21 protein-coding genes are annotated in these 23,350 nt (G+C 70.5%); 7 read left to right on the forward strand and 14 right to left on the reverse strand.

Translation table 11 applies throughout. The features are described 5' to 3' along the window. Nucleotides 1–16 precede the first annotated feature (16 nt). From ACN20J_RS23015 to ACN20J_RS23025, 3 genes are all read right to left on the reverse strand, one after another. The gene (locus tag ACN20J_RS23015; protein ID WP_419666666.1) at nt 17–2,071 is read right to left on the reverse strand and encodes a serine/threonine-protein kinase; all 2,055 of its coding nucleotides are present in this window, start codon (nt 2,069–2,071) and stop codon (nt 17–19) included. Nucleotides 2,072–2,213: 142 nt separating this feature from the next. Continuing rightward, nucleotides 2,214–2,717, reverse strand: coding sequence for a MarR family winged helix-turn-helix transcriptional regulator (locus ACN20J_RS23020; protein ID WP_419666667.1), 504 nt, complete (start codon nt 2,715–2,717; stop codon nt 2,214–2,216). Further along, nucleotides 2,714–3,325 (reverse strand): type 1 glutamine amidotransferase family protein, encoded by a 612-nt coding sequence (locus tag ACN20J_RS23025; RefSeq protein ID WP_362309180.1) that lies wholly within the window; start codon nt 3,323–3,325, stop codon nt 2,714–2,716. The genes ACN20J_RS23020 and ACN20J_RS23025 overlap by 4 nt, the downstream gene beginning before the upstream one ends. Nucleotides 3,326–3,545: 220 nt before the next feature. On the opposite strand from ACN20J_RS23025, the gene ACN20J_RS23030 reads away from it, so the two are divergent. The 3 genes from ACN20J_RS23030 (at nt 3,546) to ACN20J_RS23040 (ending at nt 6,543) form a co-directional block, all read left to right on the forward strand. Beyond that, nucleotides 3,546–4,901, forward strand: coding sequence for an aspartate aminotransferase family protein (locus ACN20J_RS23030; protein ID WP_362309182.1), 1,356 nt, complete (start codon nt 3,546–3,548; stop codon nt 4,899–4,901). 101 nt (nt 4,902–5,002) lie between these two features. Next, nucleotides 5,003–5,734: a GntR family transcriptional regulator gene (locus tag ACN20J_RS23035; protein ID WP_189843268.1), complete on the forward strand. Its 732-nt coding sequence runs from the start codon at nt 5,003–5,005 to the stop codon at nt 5,732–5,734. A gap of 158 nt (nt 5,735–5,892) precedes the next feature. Then, nucleotides 5,893–6,543, forward strand: coding sequence for a hypothetical protein (locus tag ACN20J_RS23040; protein ID WP_189843269.1), 651 nt, complete (start codon nt 5,893–5,895; stop codon nt 6,541–6,543). A 69-nt stretch (nt 6,544–6,612) separates the two neighbouring features. On the opposite strand, the gene ACN20J_RS23045 is transcribed toward ACN20J_RS23040, so the two are convergent. From ACN20J_RS23045 to ACN20J_RS23055, 3 genes are all read right to left on the reverse strand, one after another. Continuing rightward, nucleotides 6,613–7,050: a hypothetical protein gene (locus tag ACN20J_RS23045; RefSeq protein WP_189843270.1), complete on the reverse strand. Its 438-nt coding sequence runs from the start codon at nt 7,048–7,050 to the stop codon at nt 6,613–6,615. A gap of 123 nt (nt 7,051–7,173) precedes the next feature. Then, nucleotides 7,174–7,464, reverse strand: coding sequence for a hypothetical protein (locus tag ACN20J_RS23050; RefSeq protein ID WP_143640208.1), 291 nt, complete (start codon nt 7,462–7,464; stop codon nt 7,174–7,176). A 190-nt stretch (nt 7,465–7,654) separates the two neighbouring features. After that, the gene (locus ACN20J_RS23055; RefSeq protein ID WP_143640206.1) at nt 7,655–8,938 is read right to left on the reverse strand and encodes an adenylosuccinate synthase; all 1,284 of its coding nucleotides are present in this window, start codon (nt 8,936–8,938) and stop codon (nt 7,655–7,657) included. Nucleotides 8,939–9,137: 199 nt separating this feature from the next. On the opposite strand from ACN20J_RS23055, the gene ACN20J_RS23060 reads away from it, so the two are divergent. Beyond that, entirely contained in the window at nt 9,138–10,187 is a 1,050-nt protein-coding gene (locus ACN20J_RS23060) for a diacylglycerol kinase (RefSeq protein ID WP_259333939.1), read from the forward strand. Nucleotides 10,188–10,398: 211 nt separating this feature from the next. On the opposite strand, the gene eutC is transcribed toward ACN20J_RS23060, so the two are convergent. Beyond that, nucleotides 10,399–11,160, reverse strand: a complete 762-nt coding sequence (gene eutC, locus ACN20J_RS23065) for an ethanolamine ammonia-lyase subunit EutC (RefSeq protein WP_419668931.1) — start codon at nt 11,158–11,160, stop codon at nt 10,399–10,401. Between the two features lie 35 nt (nt 11,161–11,195). Continuing rightward, nucleotides 11,196–12,590 carry an ethanolamine ammonia-lyase subunit EutB gene (locus ACN20J_RS23070; protein ID WP_419666668.1) on the reverse strand — a complete coding sequence of 465 codons (1,395 nt, stop codon included), beginning with the start codon at nt 12,588–12,590 and terminating at the stop codon, nt 11,196–11,198. Between the two features lie 251 nt (nt 12,591–12,841). On the opposite strand from ACN20J_RS23070, the gene ACN20J_RS23075 reads away from it, so the two are divergent. Beyond that, nucleotides 12,842–14,362, forward strand: coding sequence for an APC family permease (locus ACN20J_RS23075; protein WP_419666669.1), 1,521 nt, complete (start codon nt 12,842–12,844; stop codon nt 14,360–14,362). A gap of 119 nt (nt 14,363–14,481) precedes the next feature. Here ACN20J_RS23075 and ACN20J_RS23080 read toward each other — a convergent pair whose 3' ends face one another. Next, nucleotides 14,482–14,979, reverse strand: coding sequence for a GbsR/MarR family transcriptional regulator (locus ACN20J_RS23080; protein WP_419666670.1), 498 nt, complete (start codon nt 14,977–14,979; stop codon nt 14,482–14,484). A gap of 104 nt (nt 14,980–15,083) precedes the next feature. Here ACN20J_RS23080 and ACN20J_RS23085 point away from each other — a divergent pair, with 104 nt between their 5' ends. Together ACN20J_RS23085 and ACN20J_RS23090 are read left to right on the forward strand one after the other, a co-directional pair. Beyond that, a complete protein-coding gene (locus ACN20J_RS23085; RefSeq protein ID WP_189843275.1) occupies nt 15,084–15,992 on the forward strand; it encodes an ABC transporter ATP-binding protein in 909 nt (302 codons plus the stop codon). Then, entirely contained in the window at nt 15,989–17,605 is a 1,617-nt protein-coding gene (locus tag ACN20J_RS23090) for an ABC transporter permease (protein ID WP_419666671.1), read from the forward strand. Before ACN20J_RS23085 ends, ACN20J_RS23090 begins: the two co-directional genes overlap by 4 nt. A gap of 130 nt (nt 17,606–17,735) precedes the next feature. Here the strand turns inward: ACN20J_RS23090 and ACN20J_RS23095 are convergent, their stop codons facing one another. The 5 genes from ACN20J_RS23095 to ACN20J_RS23115 form a co-directional block, all read right to left on the reverse strand. Continuing rightward, entirely contained in the window at nt 17,736–18,947 is a 1,212-nt protein-coding gene (locus ACN20J_RS23095; protein WP_419668932.1) for a cytochrome P450, read from the reverse strand. Nucleotides 18,948–19,025: 78 nt separating this feature from the next. Further along, nucleotides 19,026–19,691, reverse strand: a complete 666-nt coding sequence (locus tag ACN20J_RS23100; RefSeq protein ID WP_189843277.1) for a response regulator — start codon at nt 19,689–19,691, stop codon at nt 19,026–19,028. Beyond that, a complete protein-coding gene (locus tag ACN20J_RS23105; protein ID WP_419666672.1) occupies nt 19,688–21,037 on the reverse strand; it encodes a sensor histidine kinase in 1,350 nt (449 codons plus the stop codon). Before ACN20J_RS23105 ends, ACN20J_RS23100 begins: the two co-directional genes overlap by 4 nt. Before the next feature lie 131 nt (nt 21,038–21,168). Continuing rightward, a complete protein-coding gene (locus ACN20J_RS23110; RefSeq protein WP_190230554.1) occupies nt 21,169–21,843 on the reverse strand; it encodes a response regulator in 675 nt (224 codons plus the stop codon). Next, complete coding sequence (locus ACN20J_RS23115) at nt 21,840–23,204, reverse strand: histidine kinase (RefSeq protein ID WP_419668933.1); 1,365 nt, start codon at nt 23,202–23,204, stop codon at nt 21,840–21,842. The genes ACN20J_RS23110 and ACN20J_RS23115 overlap by 4 nt, the downstream gene beginning before the upstream one ends. Between the last annotated feature and the right edge of the window lie 146 nt (nt 23,205–23,350).

Genomic DNA, 23,350 nt, shown 5'->3' on the forward strand with positions numbered 1-23,350 from the left:
CCCTGCTCAGCCCTGCTCAGCCCTGCTTCGTGTACGTCAGTTCGTCGCCGTTGCTCGTGTTCACCCGGCGGAGGCGGCCGTCGGGGAGGACGGTCAACTCCGTTGCCTCGCCCGGGCTGCAGGACGAGGCCGGTTCGCCGACCGTGACCTCGGACGCGCTGATCCGGAGCGGGCCGCCGGAGCTCGGGGCCTCGGAGAGCTCCGCCCGGAACACACAGTGGTACGTGCCGCTGCCGGCCGGGCCGTCCGCCGTGAGCGAGAGGACCGTGTCGCCCACCTCGCCCTGCTGGATGGTGAGTTCGCGGGTGTTGTGGCCCGTGGCGTTGTCGATGGACGCGGTCCAGGTGCCGAGGTACTTGACGGGGATCGCGCCGTCCTTCGGCGTCTCCTCCGGTGTGGTGGTCGGCGGTTGTGTGGGGCCCTCGGTGGCCGGGCCTGGGGCGGGTGCGGTTGCCGTCGGCGATGTGGTGGGGTCGCCGCCGCCTGCGCGGTTGTCTCCGTCGCCCTTCATCAGGGCGTAGACGGATGCGCCTGCGCCCAGCGCGACGATCAGGGCGACGATGATCAGGACGGCGGTGGAGCGGCTGCCTCTTTCCGGTGGCGGGCCGGGCTGTGGGAGAACTCCCGGGCCGTACGGGGGTGTTGGGCCGTAGGGGGGCGTGGGGCCGTAGGGAGGGGTCGAGCCCGGCGGGGGTGGGTAGCCGGCGGGCTGGTGTTGGTAGTGCGGGTAGCCGTAGGCGGCGGGCTGGGGGTGTTGTTGGGGGTAGCCGTAGGCGGGGTGGACGGGTGGGCCTCCCGGCGGGCCTCCTCCCGGTGGGGCGGTCGGTGGGGGTGTGCCGGGCAGGCCCGTGGTCATTGTGGGGAGGTGGTCGAAGGGGGCGCCTCCCGGGGAGCCCGGTGGGGGTGGGGTGGGGCCGTCGGGGGTGGGGGCGTGTTCTGGGGTGGCCTCGGGGATGGGGGCCGGAGGTTCTTCGCCCCCGCCGCCCTTACCCTTCCCGTCCCTGGGGGCTGCCGCCCCCAGACCCCCGCTGTCGGCCTGAACGGCCTCGTCCTCAAACGCCGGACGGGCTGAAATCAGCCCCTCCGGCGTTTGAGGAGCGGGGGGCGGGGCCCCGGCCGCGCTCTCCCCCTCCTTCGAACCCTCCGGGCTCTCCGGATCCTCCGTGTCCAGGAGCTGTACCGCGTGCCGGCCCAGCTGGGCCACCAGCATTCCCGGCAGCCAGGGGTCGCGGCTGCGGCCGTCCGTGACGGTGTCTTCCGCGCCTGTGCGTTCGAGGATGTCGTCGAGGGTCGGGCGGGAGGCCGGGTCCTTGCGCAGGCACTGGCGGACCAGGTCGGCGATGCCCTCCGGGACGCCCGCCAGGTCCGGCTCCTCCTGGGCGATGCGGAACATCAGGGCGTGCACGCCGCTGTTGGCCGTACCGAACGGCAGGTCGCCCGTGGCCGCGTACGACAGGACCGAGCCCAGGCAGAAGACGTCGCACGCGGGCGTGATGCGGTCGCCGCGGACCTGCTCGGGGGCCATGAAACCGGGTGAGCCGACGAGCGCGCCGGTGCGGGTGAGGCCGCCGTCGGTCACCGTCTCCAGGGCGCGTGCGATACCGAAGTCGATGACGCGCGGGCCATCGATGGTGACGAGGACGTTCGACGGCTTGAGGTCGCGGTGGATCAGCTCCGCCGCGTGGATGTCCTTGAGCGCGTGCGCGAGACCGGCCGCGAGGATCCGTACGGAACGCTCCGGGAGCGCGCCGTGGTCGTGCCCGACGACCGCTTCGAGCGAGGGTCCCGCCACATAGCCCGTTGCGACCCAGGGGATCGCCGCCTCCGTGTCCGCGTCGAGGACCGGTGCCGTCCAGTACCCGCCCACCCGCCGGGCGGCCAGCACCTCCTGGCGGAAGCGCGCGCGGAACTCCTCCTGCTCGGCGAGTTCCTGGCGTACGAGCTTGACCGCGACCGTCCGCCCCCGGTCGGAACGCGCCAGGAACACCTGCCCCATGCCGCCGGCACCGAGCCGCGCCAGCAGTCTGTACGCGCCGATCCGCTGCGGATCGGCAGGCCCGAGCTTCTCCATCGGTATGCCGCCCTCCCCCGTACTTGTGCGACAGCCCGAGGATAGTGCGGCCGAACGGGGAGGTGGCCGGAGCGGTGTCTACGGTTCCGTAACAGCGGATGCCGTTTCTGTCACGGTTCGCCCACCCGGATCCGGGCCCGTTCTACCCGCCCGTGCGCGTGCTCGTCTCCGCTCCCGCCTCCGTGACCGTCTCCATCGCGCCGATCAGTCGCTCCAGCACCCGTACGGTCTCGGCCAGTTCGGCCTCGCCGAGGGTCTCCGCGAGGCGGTCCGCGAAGGCCGCGTGCCCGGGGTCGATCCGCCGGACGGACGCCAGTCCCTCCTCCGTCGGGCGGAGGAGCTTGGCTCGGCGGTGGGCGGGGTTCGGCACGTACTCCGCGAGGCCCCGCTCGACCAGCAGATCGGCGATCCGCTGCACGCTCTGCCGGGTGATGCCCATGACTCGGGCGATCCCGGAGACGGGCAGCGGCTCCTTCAGTACGGCCCCTAGCACCTGCCACCAGGCGGCGGTGAGCCCGGCCGGCTTGGCCAGCTCCTCGGCCACGCCCATGAACTGGCCGTTCAGCCGGAAGACGCCGAGCGCGCTCCGGCTGAACAGGTCCTGCCGCACCCTGCTCGCCCCACCCGGCTCATCCTTCGCACTCACTGGCCGGCCGCCTCAAGCACCGCGTACGCCTCCGCGTCCGAGTCGTGGAACAGCCGGTACCAGGCGTCGAGCACCTCTCCCTCGTACACCCCGAGCAGTCCGAACACCTCCCGTGCGAACGCGACGGGCTCGGTGGGTCCTGCGGTGATCAGCCTGCCGTCCGTGACGGCGTCGGTGTCGACGTACCGCTCGCCGCCCTTGTATCCCGTGGCCGCCAGATAGAAGGAGACGGCACTGGTGTGGGCCCGGTCGTCGAGCAGTCCCTCGCGGGCGAGGCCCGCCGTTCCTCCGCAGATCGCGGCGACGGGCACGTCGGCGTCCAGGAACTCGCGTGCCTTGCGGGCGAAGGGGGCGAGGTCGTCGCTCGTGTCCCACAGGTCGGCTCCCGGCAGGATCAGCAGCGAGCTGTCCTCGGGCCGCAGGTCGTCGAGCGCGATGTCGGGCTGGATCCGCAGCCCGCCGATGGACCTCACGGGGGCCAGGGACGCTCCGACCGTCCGGATCTCGTAGCCGTTCCGGGCGAGGTACGCGGTCGTGTGGCCGGTCTCCCAGTCGGCGAGCGTGTCGTAGACGGCGAGGTGTACGGGCTTGCGGTTGCTGCTGCTCATGGTTCCTCCTCGGTCGTGCCGATCGGCCGTCCGGCCCTGTCGGTGATTATGTAAGTATGCTGTCATCACGACAGGATGCTGTCAATAGCTTTCCGCGTCCGTGTCCGCGGCCTCGGCTCCCCCGGGCGTCCCTACACACGACAACCTGTCGCGTTCCCGGCCGCACCGCAGACAGGACGCCGATGTCGCGCCCTCGCCCCGGACACCTACGCTCGGCCGCATGACCCCTCAGCCCAATCCCCAGGCCGGCGCCGCCGTGAAGGCCGCGGACCGTGCGCATGTGTTCCACTCCTGGTCAGCGCAGGAGCTCATCGACCCGCTCGCCGTCGCAGGCGCGGAGGGGGCGTACTTCTGGGACTACGACGGCAAGCGGTATCTGGACTTCACCAGCGGGCTCGTCTTCACGAACATCGGCTACCAGCACCCGAAGGTCGTCGCCGCGATCCAGGAGCAGGCCGCGAGCATGACGACGTTCGCGCCGGCCTTCGCCGTCGAGGCCCGGTCGGAGGCGGCCCGGCTGATCGCCGAGCGGACGCCCGGGGATCTGGACAAGATCTTCTTCACCAACGGGGGCGCCGAGGCCGTCGAGAACGCCACTCGGATGGCCAAGCTGCACACCGGCCGCCCGAAGGTGCTCTCCGCCTACCGCTCGTACCACGGCGCGACCTCCGCCGCGATCAACCTCACCGGCGACCCGCGCCGCTGGCCGAACGACAGCGGGGCGGCCGGGGTCGTGCACTTCTGGGCGCCGTTCCTGTACCGCTCGCCCTTCCACGCGGAGACCGAGCAGCAGGAGTGCGAGCGCGCGCTCCAGCACCTCGCCGACACCATCGCCTTCGAGGGACCGGCGACCATCGCCGCGATCATCCTGGAGACGATTCCGGGTACGGCGGGGATCATGATGCCGCCGCCGGGATACCTGGAGGGCGTCCGTGCGCTCTGCGACGAGTACGGGATCGTCTTCGTCCTGGACGAGGTCATGGCGGGCTTCGGAAGGACCGGGCACTGGTTCGCCGCGGACCACTACGGGGTCGTACCGGACCTGATGACGTTCGCGAAGGGTGTGAACTCGGGGTACGTGCCGCTGGGCGGTGTCGCGATCTCGCCCGCCATCGCCGAGACCTTCGCCAAGCGCCCCTACCCCGGTGGACTCACCTACTCCGGGCACCCCCTCGCCTGTGCCGCCGCCGTCGCGACCCTCAACGTGATGGAGGAGGAGGACATCCTCGGACAGGCCACCCGGATCGGCCAGGCCGTGCTCGGTCCCGGGCTCCGCGAGCTGGCCGAACGCCACCCGAGCGTCGGCGAGGTCCGCGGCACGGGCGTCTTCTGGGCCCTGGAACTCGTACGGGACAAGGAGACGCGGGAGCCGCTGGTGCCGTACAACGCGTCCGGCGCCGCGAACGCGCCCATGGCGGCGTTCGGTGCCGCGGCGAAGGCGCACGGTCTGTGGCCCTTCATCAACATGAACCGCACCCATGTCGTTCCCCCGTGCAACATCACGGAGGCGGAGGCCAAGGAGGGTCTGGCCGCGCTCGACGAGGCGCTCTCGGTGGCGGACGAACACACGGTGTAGCGCGGGGCCGGTGTGGTCCGGATGGTCCCTTGTCGAACGCGTAAGGTGACTGGCTCGTAGACATGAGCGAGTACTTACCCGATCGGGGAGGGAAGCGGACGATGCCCCGCACCGGCAGCGGCAATGGCGCCGTCACCCGCAGCACGCTGCGGCAGCAGATCGCGGACGCGCTCCGCGACGAGGTGCTGGCCGGACGCCTCAAGCCGGGCCAGGAGTTCACGGTCAAGGAGATCGCCGAGCAGTACGGCGTCTCCGCGACCCCCGTCCGCGAGGCCCTGGTCGACCTGTCGGCCCAGGGCCTCCTGGACGCGGACCAGCACCGCGGCTTCCGCGTCCACGAGTACTCGCTGGACGACTACCGGGGCATGATCGAGGCCCGCAGCCTGGTCACGGACAGCATCTTCCGCGGGCTGCTCGACGCGGAGGCCACCACCACCCGGGGCGCCCGCGCCGCGCTCGCCACCCGGATCGACGACCCGCGCACCGGTGCCGCGCTCGCCGGGGTGCGGCGGCGCGGCGAGGAGGCCCAGCGGGCGGCCGTCGCCGGTGACCTCAACATCCTCATCGGCTACGACCTGCGCTTCTGGCGCGAGCTCAGCGGGCTGTTCGGCAACCCCTACCTCGCCGACTTCCTGCACCGGCTGCGCGTCCAGTCCTGGGTGTGCGCGGTCCAGCACCTGCGCCGGGTCGACGACCTGCGCGGCCGTCTGTGGGCCGAGCACACGGCCCTCGTCGACGCCCTCACCGAACGCGACGCCCCGACCGCCCACACGATCGTGACCGCGTACGACGCGCACTCGGTGGCGCTGATCGAGCAGTTGGTGGCGGACTAGGTCCGAGGATCCGGGCTGGGCCTGAGATCCGGGGCCGGATGCGGCGGGTGTGGGGGTGGGGCCGTCAGGTGTGGGGTATTCGACGTTCACGGCGGGGCCCGACCGCGCTTGCACCCACTACCCTTTCCTGACCACCGTGCTACGCGAGGAGCTCTCTGTTGGCCTGTGACCTGTGGCTGGTCCCGCTCGTCGACGTGTTGTGCCACACCCCCGACAACCCCTTCGCCGAGGAACTCGCGCTCTACGACAAGGTTCTGGGCGAGGCCGGACTTCCGCCGGTGCCGGTCTACGCCTACATGCCGGGCCTCTCCGGCGATGTGGCACCGGTCGCGGGCTTCGACTACGACGCGCTGCACTTCCTGCGCCGCGCGTATCTGCTGCAGGTGTGCGGGCTCCCGGTGACGCCGGTCGACGAACTGGGCGGCGACTACGAGCAGTTGCTGGAGATGTTCGACGCCACGGCCCAGCAGTCGCACCTGGTCTGGCACTACGACCACGCGGGCGCGTACGTACCGGTGGACTTCCCGCACCCGCTGTCGAGCGACGAACTTCTCGCGGGCGGGGGCCCCTTGGGCTCGTCCCAGGCACTGCTGCGGGAGCTGGAGTTCGTCGCCCCGACGATCGGCATCGACCCCGCCGTACCTCCCCTTCCGCCGGAGCCCCCCATGGCCCCCACCGAGCTGGAGGAGCCGGCCGCGCCCGCGCCCTTCGATTCCAGCCCGTTCGCCCGCGAACGGCATGTGTGGCTGGGGCTGCACGCGGCGGCGACGCGGAGCCTGGCACAGGGCTCGATGATCATCTTCAGCTAGCCCTGTCTGTCACTGGCCCTGTCCGTCATTCGGGGCGCGCTGCCCGGGAGTTCTGTGTCCGGGCGGGTGTCAGGACGTGCAGACGTCGGTCAGCTTGTCGGCGGCGGCGTCGATCCGGCCGGAGTCCGGGCTGGTGTCGCCGTCCAGGATGGCCTTGTTGTAGTCCTTGATGGCGTCGTTGAGGTCGTCGACCGCCTTGCCGACCTTGTCGTCGACGGTCCCGTCGCCGGTCTCGTCGCCGCCTGCCCTGTCGTTGATCCTGTCGAGGTTCTTCTCGATGGTGTCGATGGACGAGTCGGTCCGCGTGGGGTCCTTCACCGCGTCCGCACCCGCCTCGTGGATCGCCTTGAGGCTGTCGGCGATCGTGTCGGCGTTCTTGACGCAGCTCAGCGAGTTGTCGAGGTCGTCGTCCTCGCATCCGGTGAGCAGCCCGGCAGCAAGCGTGACAGCTGCCAGGGTGGTGACGACGGTGACGGTACGGCGTACGGGGCGACGGTTCGCGGCCATGGGATCGGCCCTTCCTGGATCGGCTGGTGATGCCGTCCACGATTCCGTCGTACTCGCACCGCCACGAGGGACCGGCCCCCCGAGTCCGTGGTGTAGCGGGCTACACCATCGACGCCCCGGCGGTCAGCGCAGCTCGGACAGGCCCTTCTGGAGGTCCTCGCCGTTCATGATCGGGCAGACCTCGACCTCGGCGTTGAACTGGGTGAGGAACGGCTCGCCGACGGGAGGCAGTTCCGAGCTGTCCTTCATGTCGAAGAACAGGAGACAGGTACGCCGGCCGCCCAAGGGCGCGAAGTACGCCGCCTCGGGCTTGAGATGGTCCAGGATCTCCTTGATCAGCTCCGGCATCTTGCCGCTGCGGATCGCTTCGTTCGACTTCTCCGTGTCCAGAGTGGCCTTGAGCATGACGCGCATCGCGCTCACCTTCTCCTGATCGCCGCACGCACGTTTGCACTTTCAGCGTATGCCCGTTATGAGAGGTGCGCCCACTCTTGCCCCACCCACGCGAAGGAGGGGTGCCCGATCGGGCACCCCTCCTCGCGGTCCGTACTGGATGGCCATCCGTGTTGGACGGTGGTCCGTACTGGTTGGACTGCGGTCCGTACTAGATGAACGAGTTGATCTCGATCGTCTCGTCGCGGCCGGGGCCGACGCCGATCGCGGAGATCGGGGCGCCGGACATCTCTTCCAGGGCCTTCACGTAGTCCTGCGCGTTCTTCGGGAGGTCCGCGAAGGTCTTGGCCTTCGTGATGTCCTCCGACCAGCCCGGCAGGGTCTCGTAGATGGGCTTCGCGTGGTGGAAGTCGGTCTGGGAGTACGGGAGTTCCTCGACGCGCTTGCCGTCGATCTCGTACGCCACGCAGACCGGGATCTCCTCCCAGCCGGTCAGGACGTCCAGCTTCGTCAGGAAGAAGTCCGTCAGACCGTTGACGCGCGTGGCGTAACGCGCGATGACCGCGTCGAACCAGCCGCAGCGACGGTCACGGCCGGTGGTGACACCGCGCTCGTGGCCGATGCGGCGCAGGGCCTCGCCGTCCTCGTCGAAGAGCTCGGTCGGGAAGGGACCTGCACCGACACGCGTGGTGTACGCCTTCAGGATGCCGATGACCCGACTGATCTTCGTGGGGCCGACACCCGAGCCGGTGCAGGCGCCACCGGCGGTCGGGTTGCTGGACGTCACGAAGGGGTACGTGCCGTGGTCGATGTCCAGCAGCGTGCCCTGGCCGCCCTCGAAGAGGACCACCTTGTCCTCTTCGAGCGCCTTGTTGAGCACGAGGACCGTGTCGGCGACGTACGGGCGCAGCTTCTCCGCGTACGTCAGCAGTTCCTCGACGACCTGCTCCGACTCGATGGCACGTCGGTTGAAGACCTTGGTGAGGAGCTGGTTCTTGCCGTCGAGGGCCGCCTCGACCTTCTGCATCAGGATCGACTCGTCGTACAGGTCCTGTACTCGGATGCCGACGCGGTTGATCTTGTCCGCGTAGGTCGGGCCGATACCGCGACCGGTCGTGCCGATCTTCCGCTTCCCGAGGAAGCGTTCCGTCACCTTGTCCACCGTCACGTTGTACGGCGTGATGATGTGCGCGTTTCCGCTGATGAGGAGTTTGGAGGTGTCGACGCCTCGCTCGTTCAGTCCGTTCAGCTCGGAGAACAGGACCGACGGGTCGACGACGACTCCGTTGCCGATGACCGGAGTACACCCCGGCGAGAGGATTCCGGAAGGGAGGAGGTGGAGGGCGTACTTCTGATCGCCCACGACTACCGTGTGGCCGGCGTTGTTGCCGCCCTGGTAGCGCACCACATAGTCCACGGAACCACCGAGCAGGTCGGTGGCCTTTCCCTTGCCTTCGTCACCCCACTGAGCACCGAGCAGCACAAGTGCGGGCACGCGCGTACACCCCTTCCGGGCGGGGCATGTCCAAGGTCGGGGACGTACGCGGCTGGTTCTGGTACGGCTGCGTACGCCGGCGACCACCTTTGGCCGCGACCGTCGGACCGGATGCCCCGGAATAGACGAAGCCCCTGGCGCAATAGCGCAAGGGGCTCTTGCACAAAGATGCTACCCGAGGAAGCGAGGCAGGACCGAGGTGTCGACTTCCGACCAGCTCCTTGTGGTCATCGACCCGGTCGCCCGTCACGGTGACGGTGAGGCGGTACGGATCGCAAAAGACGTGCTCAGAGCGGGTGCGACGACGAAAGTGTGCCTTCCTGACGGGCCCGAGGAATTCGATCGGGCACTTGCCCGGAGAGGGTCACGACGGCCTGTCGTGATCGGGGACGACCGGGCGCTTTTGCGTGCGGTCTCCGTTTTGTACCGGCGGCGGGAGCTGGCCGGATGTGCACTGTCCCTGGTGCCGGTCGGTGTGAGCGGCGGTGCGCTGTCGCTCGCGCGGGCGCTGGGCGTGCCCATAGGCGCCGTCGCGGCGGCCCGAGCCGTCCTCGACGGGGCCGAGCGGCGGCTCGACCTCCTCGTGGACGACAGCGACGGGGTGGTGCTGGGGGCGCTGCGGATTCCGCCGTTGGCGGGGGGTAGGTGGGGGGTGGGCGGTTCGGGCGGGTCTTCGGGGGTGGGCTTGGGTGGCTTGGGGGCTGGTTCTGGGAACGGGTCTGGGTCCGGTTCCGGCAATGGGGCTGGTTCTGGGGCCGGGGGCGGTTCGCGGTTGGGGTTGGGGTTGGGGTTCGGATTGGGCTCGGGTTCGGGTTCCGACTCCGACTCTGGCTCTCGGTCCGGGTCCGGGAGTCCTTCTGAGGATGGCGGTGGGCATCACCATCACTGGCTTCGTACCTGCCAGTCCCTCGTACGGACCCTCGCTGCCCGGCCCGCCCGGGTGCCGGCTCCTGCGGTGAGCGGGCCGACGCGGTTGCGGATCGAGGTCGACGGGGTGACCCTCGTCGACCTCGACCAGCCGCTGGAGTCCGTGTCCGTCATGCCGGGTGGGGTGGGCGGGGGTGCGCGTGTCGAGGTGCGGCCCGCCTCTGTGGGGGCGGAGGCCGCTCTGCTGGAGGCTGTGGCTCGGACGATCACCGTGTCGGGGGCGGACTTCCGGTATCGCGCGGATGCGGTGGTTTCGGGGCCTGTGCGGACTCGGACTTGGACGGTGCGGGAGGGGGCTTGGGGGTTGACGCTGCCGGGGTGACGGGAGGGGTTTTCGCCCCCGCCGCCCCTACCCGTCCCGTCCCTGGGGGCTGCCGCCCCCAGACCCCCGCTTTCGGCCTGAACGGCCTCGTCCTCAAACGCCGGACGGGCTAGTAGTTAGCCCCTCCGGCGTTTGAGGAGCGGGGGTTCGGGGGCGGAGCCCCTGAGTAAGGGACGGGAATGGGTAGGGGCGGCGGGGGCGAAGAAACCCCCTACCCCGCCGTCGGCAACCCCAAGTCGTCCTTCAACGACACCCCCGTCCCACCCAGCTCCCGCGCTCGGGTCATCAGGGACGTCAGTTTGGCGGCGGCCAGGTCGTAGGACAGGCCCAGCGGAGGGCGGATGTTGGAGAGGCAGTTGCGGTCGGCGTCCGTGGTGTGGCCGGGGCGAGGGGCGTACGTGAGGTACGCGCCGAGGGAGTCCGCCGCCGACATCCCGGGCCGTTCCCCGACCAGCACGACGACCATCGCGGCACCCAGCGCATGGGCGACGTCATCACCCAGCGCCACCCGCGCCTGCTCGGCGAGGACGACCGGGGCGATACGCCAGTCGGCGGGGAGCCGGGCCGTGGTCGCCGCGATCACCGACGCCGCGTGCTCATGGACGGCCCGGCTCGACAGCCCGTCCGCGACCACGAACGCGATGTCCCAGTCGTCACGCGGCAGATGCGCCCGGTCGACGTCGTCGAGCCTCCGGCCCAGGTCGGGCCGCTGGAGGTACGTCAACCGGTCGGGAGCCGCACTCCGGACCCGTACCGTCGGCACACCCGGCAGCGCGGACGCCACCACGTCCGGGTCGAACGGCGAGTGGACCGCGTCCCGCGCCGCCGCGTGCACGGCCTGGAGTTCGAGGCGGTGACGCGTGGGCAGGGCGGACCCGGCCCGGCCGAGCCCGATCCGCGCCTGGGTGTGCCGCCGCAGCCCCGCCCACAGCGCGGTGTCGGACGACGACTCGGGAGCCGTACTCCCTTCCATCAATGCCCTTACCAGCACGGCCAGTTGACGGTCCGTCATGCTGCCAGCTCCTTGCCGATGGCCATCAGGGGGTGGGCGGTGCCGGCGACGGGCCGTATTCCGCCTCGTTCGTCCAGGAGGCCGATGCCCTCCAGCCATGCCTCGAACTCCGGTGCCGGGCGCAGCCCCAGGACCTCACGGAGGTACAACACGTCGTGGAAGGAGGCGGATTGGTAGTTGAGCATGATGTCGTCGCCGCCGGGCGTGCAGATGACGAAGGACGCCCCGGCCACACCCAGCATGGTCAGCATGGTGGCGATGTCGTCGTCGTCCGCGTCGGCGTGGTTCGTGTAGCAGATGTCCAGGCCCATGGGCAGGCCGAGCAGCTTGCCGCAGAAGTGGTCCTCCAGGGCGGCGCGGAGGATCTGGCGGCCGTCGTAGAGGTACTCCGGGCCGATGAAGCCGACGACCGTGTTGACGAGGAACGGGTCGTACCGGCGGGCCACCGCGTACGCGCGTGCCTCGACCGTCTGCTGGTCCACCCCGTGGTGCGCGTCGGCGGAGAGCGCGCTGCCCTGGCCGGTCTCGAAGTACAGGGCGTTGGTCCCGACCGTGCCGCGGCCCAGGGCGCGCGCCGCCTCGTACGCCTCGTCGAGGAGGCCGAGGGTGACGCCGAAGGACGCGTTCGCGGCCTGCGTGCCGGCGATGGACTGGAAGACGAGGTCGACGGGCGCCCCGGCGGCCATCAGGTCGATGCTCGTCGTGACGTGGCTGAGCACGCAGGACTGAGTGGGGATCGCGTACCGCTGGATCACGCCGTCGAGGAGTTCCAGCAGGTCCCGTACGGCCTTGGGGCTGTCGGTCGCCGGGTTGATGCCGATGACCGCGTCGCCGGAGCCGAGGAGGAGTCCGTCGAGCAGCGCGGCGGCGACGCCCGCCGGGTCGTCGGTGGGGTGGTTGGGCTGGAGGCGGGTCGCGAGGCGGCCGGGCAGGCCGATCGTGGAGCGGAAGGCCGTGACGACCCGGACCTTGCGGGCGACCGCGACCAGGTCGGCGTTGCCCATGAGTTTGGAGACGGCCGCCGTCATCTCGGGGGTCAGGCCGGGGGCCAGCGCGGCCAGGGCGCTCGCGTCCGCCGCGTCAGAGAGCAGCCACTCCCGGAACTCCCCGACCGTGAGACCGGCGACCGGCGCGAAGGCCACCGCGTCATGGGTGTCCACGATGAGCCGGGTGACGTCGTCGTCCTCGTACGGGATCACCGGTTCGGCGAGGAACTGCGCGAGCGGCACGTCCGCCAGCGCCCAGCGGGCCGCGACCCGCGCCTGCGCCGACTCGGCGGCGAGCCCGGCGAGGCGGTCGCCGGAGCGTTCGGGGCTCGCGGCGGCGAGCAGCCGGGCGAGGCCGTCGAAACGGTGGGTACGGCCGCCGAGGGTGGAGGTGTACGTGCTCATGCCGGGGACGGTACGAAGTGCGGGCGTACGGGGTCCATGGCCGGACGGAGAGTTAACGCAGACGTTCGCTGCCGCCGCGATCCACAGGTGTTCTAAAGGTCTGGTTGACAAACATTTAACGCCCGGACCGGCGACACGACTCATTTTCCATGCAGCATTCCGGTCGACCGAGGACAAGCTCGGATACGAGCGCGAAGACGAGCACGAAGACAAGCGGGCGACCGCGGACGACCCTGGAGAGGGGCCACCCGATGGCAGTACAAGAGGGCGCAGCCCCCGAGGCAGCGGCGGACACGACCGGCGAGGACACCACCGTCCATCGGCTCAAGCCGAACGCGATCGGCCTGCTGGGCGTGGTCTTCATGGCCGTCGCCACGGCCGCGCCGATCACCGCGATGACGGGCAACGTGCCCTTCATGGTCTCCTCCGGCAACGGCATCGGAGCCCCCGCGAGCTATCTCGTCGCAATGGTCGTCCTGGCGATCTTTGCGGTCGGCTTCACCTCGATGGCGAAGCACATCACGTCCACGGGCGCCTTCTACGGCTTCATCTCGTTCGGCCTCGGCCGGACCGTCGGCCTGGCCTCGGGGCTCCTCGCGACCTTCGCGTACGTGGTCTTCGAACCGGCCCTGATCGGCATCTTCTCGACCTTCGCCACGACGACCCTCCACGACCAGACGGGCGTTGACGTCCCGTGGTGGGCGTTCGCGATCCTGATGCTCGGGATCAACGCCATGGGCACGTGGTTCGGGGTGTCGGTCGCCGAGAAGCTGCTCGTGGTGCTGCTCGCCACCGAGGTGACGATCCTCGCGGCGATGGCGATCTCCGTCGCCCTGCACGGCGGCGGCCCGGACGGTTTCACGTTCGGCCCGGTCAACCCGGTCAACGCCTTCCAGGGGACCTCGGCCGGTCTCGGACTCTTCTTCGCCTTCTGGTCGTGGGTCGGCTTCGAGTCGACGGCCATGTACGGCGAGGAGTCCCGCGACCCGAAGAAGATCATCCCCAAGGCCACGATGATCTCGGTGCTGGGCGTCGGCATCTTCTACGTCTTCGTCTCCTGGATGGCCATCACGGGCAACGGCGAGACGGCGGCCGTCGAGGCGGCCTCGTCCTCCAACCCGCTCGCCCTCTTCTTCAACCCCACCGAGCAGTACGTCGGCCACTGGGCCGTCATCGTCATGCAGTGGCTGATGATCACCGGCTCGCTGGCCTGCGGCATGGCCTTCCACAACTGCGCCGCCCGCTATCTCTACGCCCTCGGCCGCGAAGGTGTGCTGCCGTCGCTGCAGCGCACGATCGGGCGCACCCACCCCGAGCACGGCTCCCCGCACGTCGCGGGCCTCGTCCAGACGATCGTCAGCGCGGTACTGCTCGGCGCGTTCTGGGCGGCGGGCAAGGACCCGTACACCGGTACGTACGTCCTGCTCGCCATCCTCGGCACGATGGCCATCCTGGTGGTGCAGGCCGTGTGTTCGTTCGCGGTGCTGGCGTACTTCCGCAAGAACCACCCCGAGTCCCGGCACTGGTTCAGGACCTTCACGGCCCCGCTCGTCGGCGGCCTCGCGATGCTCGCGGTGGTGGTGCTGCTGGTGTCCAACATGGGCGTCGCGGCCGGCCCCGAGTCCGGCTCGATCGTCCTGAAGGCGACCCCGTGGATCGTCGTGCTGATCGGCGCGGGCGGGGTGGCGTACGCGCAGTACCTGAAGAGGCGGCGGCCGGAGGGGTACGCGCTGCTGGGGCGGACGGTCCTGGAGGAGACGAAGGAGAGGTAGCCAGCCGCGAGGGAGTTGGCGGCGGAGTCCGCGGCGCCGTTCTCGGTGGTGTTCGCGGTGACGTCAGCGGCGCCGTTCACGGTGGTGTTCGCGATGGGCCTTCGGCCGGGTGCTGTACGTCAGCCCTGGCCGAACGTCTTGTCCCGGTGCTCCCGCCACCGCTCCATCAACTGGCCGAGCTCGCCCTGCAGATACTCGAAGAAGGCGAGCGTCTCGGCGATCCGCTGTCCGCCGGGGGTCGTCACCCCGAGGCTGTCGACGCCCTCGCGCAGGGTGTGCTCCCAGCGCTTGAGCACGGCGTCACGGCTGGTCAGCGCCTCGTACCACTGGTCGCTGTGCACCCGGTACCGCTCGCGCCGCGAGCCGGGTTCGCGCTCCCGCGACACCATGTGGACCTGGGCGAGATAGCGCACCGCGCCGGAGACCGCGGCGGGGCTGACCTGGAGCTGTTCGCCCAGTTCGGCCGAGGTCATGGCGCCGGAGTCGGACGCGAGCAGCGCGGCGAAGACCCGGGCGGCCATCCGCTGCATACCGGCCTCGACGAGCTGTGCCGCGAAGCCCTCGACGAACTTCGACACCGCCTCCGTGTCCCGCCCCACCGCACTCGGCTCCGTCATCGTTCGATCATCTCCCCTGCTCGCGCACCGACCCCCGAGTGTATCGGTCCTTTTTATGCTTCCTTAACTTCACAAATTTCTGAAAGAAGCGTACGTTCTGAACCATGACGAAGGCAATCACCGTCTCCGGACTGCACAAGTCGTTCGGCAGCACGCATGCCCTGGACGGTCTCGACCTCGACGTCGAGACCGGCGAGGTCCACGGCTTCCTCGGCCCGAACGGCGCCGGGAAGTCCACCACCATCCGCGTCCTGCTGGGCCTCCTGCGCGCCGACTCCGGCGCCGCCCAGCTGCTGGGCGGAAACCCGTGGACCGACGCGGTCGAACTGCACCGCCGGATCGCGTACGTCCCCGGCGACGTGACCCTGTGGCGCAACCTCTCCGGCGGCGAGGTCATCGACCTGTACGGGCGGCTGCGCGGCGGCCTCGACAAGGCGCGCCGGGCGAACCTGATCGAGCGGTTCGAACTCGACCCGACCAAGAAGGGCCGCACCTACTCCAAGGGCAACCGGCAGAAGGTCGCCCTCGTCGCCGCCTTCGCCTCGGACGTGGACCTGCTGATCCTGGACGAGCCGACGTCGGGCCTCGACCCGCTCATGGAGGAGGTCTTCCAGTCCTGCGTCGAGGAGGAACGCGACCGGGGCCGTACCATCCTGCTCTCCTCGCACATCCTCAGCGAGGTGGAGGAGCTGTGCGACCGCGTCAGCATCATCCGCAAGGGCCGGACCGTGGAGAGCGGCTCACTCACCCAGCTGCGCCATCTGACCCGTACCAGCGTCACCGCCGAACTCGCGGGCCCGCCCAACGGGTTGGCGGCCCTGCCCGGCGTCCATGACCTCGACGTCCAGGGCAGCAGGGTCAAACTCCAGGTGGAGAGCGACAAGCTGAACGCCGTACTGCGCTCGCTCACCGAATCGGGCGTACGGTCCCTGACCTCGACTCCGCCGACCCTGGAGGAGCTGTTCCTGCGGCACTACCAGGAGGACGTGCGGGCGGAGGCGGTGTCGCGATGACCGCCGTGGCTTCGGGTGCACGGTTCGGCGTACGAGCCGGTGGTTCCCGTCAACTGGCCGGTACCTGGACCCTGTTGAGGCTCGCGCTGCGCCGCGACCGGGTGATGATCCCGCTGTGGGTCGCGGTGATCGGTCTGATGGTGGTCTCCATGCCCGGCTCGCTGGAGAGCGTCTACTCCACGGCCGCCGAACGCGCCGACGTGGCCGACCAGATGCTGACCAACAGCTCCCTGCGCGCCATGTACGGGCCGGTGTTCGGCGACTCCCTCGGCGGCCTCACGGCGTGGCGCATCGGAACGTACGCGGGCGTGTTCGCCGGGATCATGAGCCTGCTCGTCGTCGTGCGGCACACCCGGGACGAGGAGGAGAGCGGCCGTCAGGAGATGGTCTCGGCGGGCATGGTGGGCCGTCGCGCCCCGCTGACCTCGGCACTCCTCGCCGCCCTCGTCGCGAACGCGGGCCTCGCGCTGATCATCACGGGCGGCCTCGCGGGACAGGGTTCGTCGGGCGCGCTGGCGCTCGGGCTCGGCACGGCCGGGGTCGGCATGGTCTTCGCGACGATGGCGGCGATCGTCGCCCAGCTCACGGAGAGCGCCCGGCTCGCGAAGGGGCTGACGGGCGGGCTGCTGGGCGCGGCGTTCGTGCTGCGGGCGGCCGGTGACTCCTCGGTGAGCGACGGCTCGTCGGTACTGACCTGGCTGTCCCCCGTCGGCTGGCTGGAGAACCTGCGCTCCTTCGCCGACGAACGGTGGTGGGTGCTGCTCCTCTTCATCGCCGCCGTGGCACTCCAGGGCCTGATCGCGTACGACCTGGCCGGCCGCCGTGACGTCGGCATGAGCTTCCTGCCGACCCGGCCGGGCCCTGCCTCCGGCCGCCTCGGTACGGCCTGGTCGCTGGCCTGGCGGCTGCAGCGCGGCAGCGTCCTCGGCTGGAGCCTCGGCTTCCTCGCCGCCGGGGTCGCCTTCGGCGGAATCACCACGGGCGCCACGGATCTGGTCGGCGACAACGAACGCACCCGCGAGATCATCGAGCGCATGGGCGGCCAGTCCGGGATCACGGACGCGTTCCTCGCCACGATGGTCGGCATGCTCGGGATGGTCGCCGCGCTGTACGTCGTCCAGTCCGTGCTGCGCCTGCACGCCGAGGAGACCTCCCAGCGCGCCGAACCCGTCCTCGCCAACGCCGTGGGCCGCCTGCGCTGGGCCTCCGGTCACCTGCTGATCGCCTTCGGCGGGGCGACCCTCATCATGCTGATCAGCGGCCTGGGCCTGGCCCTCGGCTACGGCCAGGACCTCCCCACCATCCTGGGCGCCTGCCTCGTCCAACTCCCCGCGATCTGGACCATCGGCGGCCTGGCCGTCCTCCTCCACGGGGTGTCTCCGACGGTGGCACCGGCCGCGTGGGCCGTGGCAGGCGCGGCCCTCCTCCTGGGCTGGATCGGCCCGGCCCTCGACCTCCCGACCACCCTCCTCAACCTCTCCCCCTTCGGCCACCTCCCAAAGCTCCCGGGCGGTGAGATGGCGTGGACACCGGTACTGGTACTTACGGCGATCGCGGTGGCCCTGGTGGGGGTGGGGCTGGGCGCGCTAAGGCGCAGGGACATGGCGACATGACGCCGGTGGCCTTGTCTCTTCAGGGGCGCGGGGAACGGCGCAATCTTTTCGCTTTTAGGGGCGCGGGGAACTGCGCGACCAGCACCCCACCCACCCGCACGTACACACCCACCTGACCTACCACCCCCCGTCACACCTCAACAAGCAACCCCTCCAACCCCCGAATCACAAAGTTCGGCTTCCGCTCAGGCTCGGCAGCGAGCTTGAGCGAAGGAGCCTGATCCAACAACGCCCCCATCGACGCGGCCAGTTCGATCCGGGCAAGCGGCGCCCCGATGCAGTAGTGGATCCCCGCACTGAAGGAGATGTGGGGATTCTCCGGCCGGGCCAGATCCAGCGTCTCCGGCTCGGCGAACACCGCCGGGTCATGGTTGGCGGAGCCGAACAGCAACGCCACCTCGCTCCCCCGTGGAATCACCATCCCGTCCACCTCGATCTCGTCGAGCACCCACCGCTCGAACAACTGCAACGGCGTGTCGTACCGCATCAGCTCCTCCACCGCCGTACCCACCAGCCCCCGGTCCGCCCGGAGCGCCGCAAGCTGGTCGGGGTTCCGGAACAGCGCCCACCACCCGTTCACCGTGGCGTTCACCGTCGCCTCGTGGCCCGCGTTCAGCAGGAGCACGCACGTCGAGATCATCTCCTGCTCACTGAGCCGGTCCCCCTCGTCGTACGCCGCGATCAGACCCGAGACCAGGTCGTCCCCCGGCTCCTTGCGCCGGAGCGCGATCAGCTCCCGCAGGAACTCGGTGAACTCCACCGACGCCCGCACCGCCTTCTCCGCCGTCTGCTCCGACGGGCTCAGCTCGTACATCCCGCAGATGTCCGCCGACCAGGGCCGCAACTGCGCCCGCTCGGACTCCGGGATCCCCAGCATCTCCGCGATGACCGCCACCGGGAGCGGTTCGGCGACGACCTTCAGCAGGTCACCGCCCCCTGCCTCGACCAGCTCGCCGACCAGCTCGGCCGCCAGCCCGTCCACGTACGGACGCAGCCGCTCGACCGTCCGCGGGGTGAACGCCTTCGACACCAGCCGCCGGATCCGCGTGTGGTCCGGGGGCTCCAGGTCGAGCATCCCGTGGTCGTTCAGCACATGGAACGGCTCGTGCTCGGCCGGCGGTGCCGTACGCCCGAAGTCCTCGTGCGTGAACCGGTGCTGGTACGTCCGGCCCAGACGCCGGTCCCTGAGCAGCGCCGACACGTCCGCGTGGTGCGGGACCAGCCACTGGTTGGTGGGCTCGTAGTAGTGGACCCGGCCCTGGGCACGGAGATCCGCGTACGCCGGGTACGGGTTGGCCAGGAAGGCCTGGTCCCAGGGGTCGAACGCGGGCGGGGTTTTCATGGCTGCCATGAGCGGACGCTAGCCGGAGGTGTCCCTGTCTGACCAGGGGTGTCCCTCTTCCCCGCGCCCCTGAAAAGATCAGCCCGGGGTCACCAGTCGTGCCTCGTAGGCGAACACCGCCGCCTGGGTGCGGTCCCGCAGGCCCAGCTTGACCAGGATGCGGCTCACATGGGTCTTGATGGTGGACTCGGCCACCACCAGGCGGGTGGCTATCTCGACGTTGGACAGGCCCTGGGCTATGAGGACCAGCACCTCCGTCTCGCGCTCGGTCAGGTCTCCGTAGGCCGCCTGGGCGGTGGGCGACAGGCGGGGCTCCTCGGCCAGCTTCGAGAACTCCGTGATCAGCCGCTTCGTCACCGAGGGCGCCAGCAGTGCCTCGCCGGCCGCGACCACCCGCACCCCGTCCGCGAGCTGCCGGGCGGAGGCGTCCTTCAGGAGGAAGCCGGACGCTCCGGCGCGCAGCGCCTGGTACACGTACTCGTCGAGGTCGAACGTCGTCAGGACGAGCACCTTCGACGCGCTGTTCGCCGCCACGATCTCGCGGGTCGCCTCTATGCCGTTCATCTCGGGCATCCGGATGTCCATCAGAACGACGTCAGGCCCCAGCTCCCGGACCCGGTCCACGGCCTCGCGGCCGTTGACCGCCTCGCCGACGACCTCGATGTCCGGCATCGCGCCGAGCAGCACCGAGAAGCCCTCGCGGACCATCATCTGGTCGTCGGCGATCAGTACGCGGATGGTCATGCGGAGTCCTCCGTCGGTGCCGTCGCCGCCGGGACGGGGAGGAAGACCGTGACCTCGTAGCCCCCGTCGTCCGTCGTCGCGGCCGTCATCTCCCCGTCCAGCATCGACACCCTCTCCCGCATGCCCGTGATGCCGTGCCCGGCGCCCGGTGAGGGCTTGACCAGGCCGGTCGCCGGACCGTTCACGATGCGCAGTCCGAGTCCGCCGAGCACATAGCCGATCTCCACCTTGGCCGCGGCGCCCGGCGCGTGCCGCAGGCTGTTGCTCAGCGCCTCCTGGACTATTCGGTACGCGGACAGCTCGACGCCCTGCGGAAGCTCGCGAACCGCCCCGGTGACCGTCTTGTCCACGGCGAGGCCCGCGCCCCGCACGTTCTCCAGGAGCCGGTCCAGGTCCGCGAGGGTGGGCTGCGGGGCGTCCGGGGCCTCGTAGTCCTCGGCCCGTACGACACCGAGGACCCGGCGCAGCTCGGAGAGGGCTATGACCGCGTTCTCCCTGATCACCGCGAAGGCGTACTCCAGCTCCGGCGGTGGGTTCTCCACTCGGTAGGGGGCGGCCTCCGCCTGGATGGCGACCACCGACATGTGGTGGGCGACCACGTCGTGCAGCTCGCGGGCGATCGTGGTGCGCTCTTCGAGAAGGGTGCGCTTGGAGCGCTCGTGCGCGGTCACCGTCTCCTGGGCGGTCACCTTCTGCGCGGCGTCGTGCCGCACATGCCAGACCGTGACGACCAGCAGGGCCAGCGCGCTCACGAACAGGAAGGGCACGGTGTTCGTGTAGTAGTGGCTGCCTCCGAAGAAGACCTCCGCGAACAGGCCGTACGCCGCTGTCAGCGCCCACATCCAGGCTGCCGTGCGGGGTCTGGTCCTCAGCGCCACGATCGTGAGCACGATCAGCTGGGTCGCGAACGCGCCGGGCAGCCAGGGCCAGTCGCTCCCCCAGTCGTTGCCGAACAGAGCTGTGACCGGTGTCACCGCGAGGGAGACCCAGAAGGCTCCGACCGGCCTGAGCAGGGTCAGCAGGATCGTGCCCAGTGCGAGCAGGCCGGTCAGGAGCTGCGGGAGATCACCGCCGCCGTTGCCCGCGAGGGAGATGAGCAGCGCCACCAGGCCGGCCAGTCCCACCACTATGTGCGGGGTCCAGGCCGCCTGCTCCCGCAGGCGCGGCGGCAGCCGCCGGGTCAGGCGGCCGTCCACACGCATCCTGGGAAGTGGGCGGACGGCGAAGGCGTCGTGGAAGAGGTCCTGGCGCAGCCCGCGCGACGCGTCCATCGCCAGCTGGAACTCGGGGCTGCGCTGCCTGGCACCGCCTGGCGGTGTCGTCTGCGTCTGCGTCGTCTCGGTCACATACAGAACGGTAGGCGGAGACCGGCATAGTGGTCGTCACCAGTGAGAAGGGTCATTCAGCCTCCCTCTCAGGTACTACGGGTACGACCGGGTGTCCCTCGGGTCGGTGCCGCCCGTGGTCGCCGGGGCGCTCAGTAGCCGGTGGGGCGCACCAGCCCGCACTCGTACGCGAACACCGCCGCCTGGGTGCGGTCCCGCAGGCCCAGCTTCACGAGGATGCGGCCCACGTGGGTCTTCACGGTCTGCTCGGCGACGAAGAGCCGCTCGGCGATCTCCGCGTTCGACAGGCCCTGCGCGATCAGGGCCAGCACCTCCGTCTCGCGCTCGGTCAGCTCGCCGACGCGCTGCTTGAGCGGGGCACGGGGTGTGGAGTCCAGCCGGGAGAACTCCGCGATGAGGCGCCGGGTGATCCCGGGCGCGAGCAGCGCGTCGCCTGCGGCCACCACCCGGACCGCCTCGGCGAGCTGGTCGGCGGACGCGTCCTTCAGCAGAAAGCCGGAGGCACCCGCGCGCAGCGCCTCGTACACGTACTCGTCGAGGTCGAAGGTGGTCAGCACCAGAACTCTGATCTGCGGGGTCTTGTCGGTGATGCGACGGGTGGCCTCGATGCCGCCGAGCTCGGGCATACGGATGTCCATCAGGACGACGTCCGGGGCGAGTTCGGCGACCTTGGCGATGGCGTCCAGGCCGTCGACCGCCTGGCCGACCACGTCGATGTCGGGCTGGGTGTTGAGCAGCACCGTGAAGCCCTGCCTGACCATCTGCTGGTCGTCGGCGATGAGTACGCGGATGCTGCCGCTCGTCATGAAGTGTCTCCTGTGGGGTCCGGTGGGCCCTTGGGGCCGGTCGAGTCGTCGGGACGGGGAGTGGGCGTGCGGGAGGCGGTGGCCGCCGAACGCGGCAGGAACGCTGCCACCGTGAAACCGCCGCAGGCCGTCTCCATGGCCATGAGGGTCCCACCGAGCATCATCGCCCGCTCCCGCATCCCGAGCAGACCGTGCCCGGCGCCCGGCGACGGCGAGGCGGGGCGATCCGGCGAGGAGTTGACGACCCGGATCTGCAGGCCGCGCGGGAAGTGCGTGAGCTCCACCCGCACCACCGAACCGGGCGCGTGCCGCAGCGCGTTGCTCAGCGCCTCCTGGACGATCCGGTACGCGGACAGCTCCACGCCTGGCGGCAACGGGAGCTGCTCTCCGGTGATCTCCGTGGTCACCGCCAGCCCGGCGGCGCGGGTGTTCTCGACGAGCGCGTCCAGGCGGTCGAGAGTGGGCTGGGGAGCGTCGGGCGCGGCGCCGGTGCCGGCACCGAGACCGTACGCGTCGTCGGGGTTCTCCGAACGCAGCACGCCGAGGACCCTGCGCAGCTCGGTGAGCGCCTCCAGGGCGTTCTGCCGGATGCCGTCGAGGTTCTCCTTGAGCTCGTCGGAGGGGTTCTCCACCAGGTGCGGGGCCACCTGGGCCTGGATGGAGATGACCGACATGTGGTGGGCGACCACGTCGTGCAGCTCGCGGGCGATGCGGTTGCGCTCCTCCAGCAGGGTGCGGCGGGAACGCTCCTCCGCCGTCAGGGACTCCTGCTCGACCAGCTGGGTGCGCGCCTCGCGGCTGCCGCGCAGGGCGGTGCCGAGGAGGACGGCGACGGCGAACACGGAGACGGCCAGCACGCCCGTCCCCGAGTACGGTCCGCCGCCGAGGAGGCCCTGCACGAGGGCCGTGACCAGCCCGGTCACCGCCAGCACCCCGAGGGCCACCCGGGCGGGCATCCGCAGGGCGAGCAGGAAGAGGATGAGGGCGTGCGCGGCGATCGTGGGCCCGATCCACGGCCAGTTGGGGCCCGGGGCCACCATGTCCACCATGTTCGACCGCGCGGCCACGGCGGCGATGAACATCGCGGACAGCGACAGCCACCACGCCGGAAAGGGCCGCCACAGGGCGAGTACGAGCGCCACGCCCTGCGACGTTCCGGCCAGCAGACCGAACTCGACGCCCAGCCGGTAGCTGGTGCTCATCTCGTCGATGCCGCCGATCGCGGCGACGACAGCGATCAGGCAGATCACGACGTGCGGCAGCCGGCGCACCCAACGGGGCCAGGGCAGTGGCGGCAGGGGCGCGCTGCCGGACGAGAGGCCCGAGAGAAGGGCGGACAGGGAGCGACGGGTGCGACGCACCCGGGCGGGACCAGCAGGACTGGTGGGGCTGATGGGGCCGGTAGCGTCGGCGGAGTGCTCGGAGTGAGCTGGCAGGGGCACGGTGGGGCGGGTCTCCGGGAGCGGGGGCGGGGACGAGGGTGGGGGTGGGACCGAGGTGGTGTCGT

The organism is Streptomyces sp. 2-1 (assembly GCF_048564895.1).
GTDB classification, from domain to species: domain Bacteria; phylum Actinomycetota; class Actinomycetes; order Streptomycetales; family Streptomycetaceae; genus Streptomyces; species Streptomyces phaeochromogenes.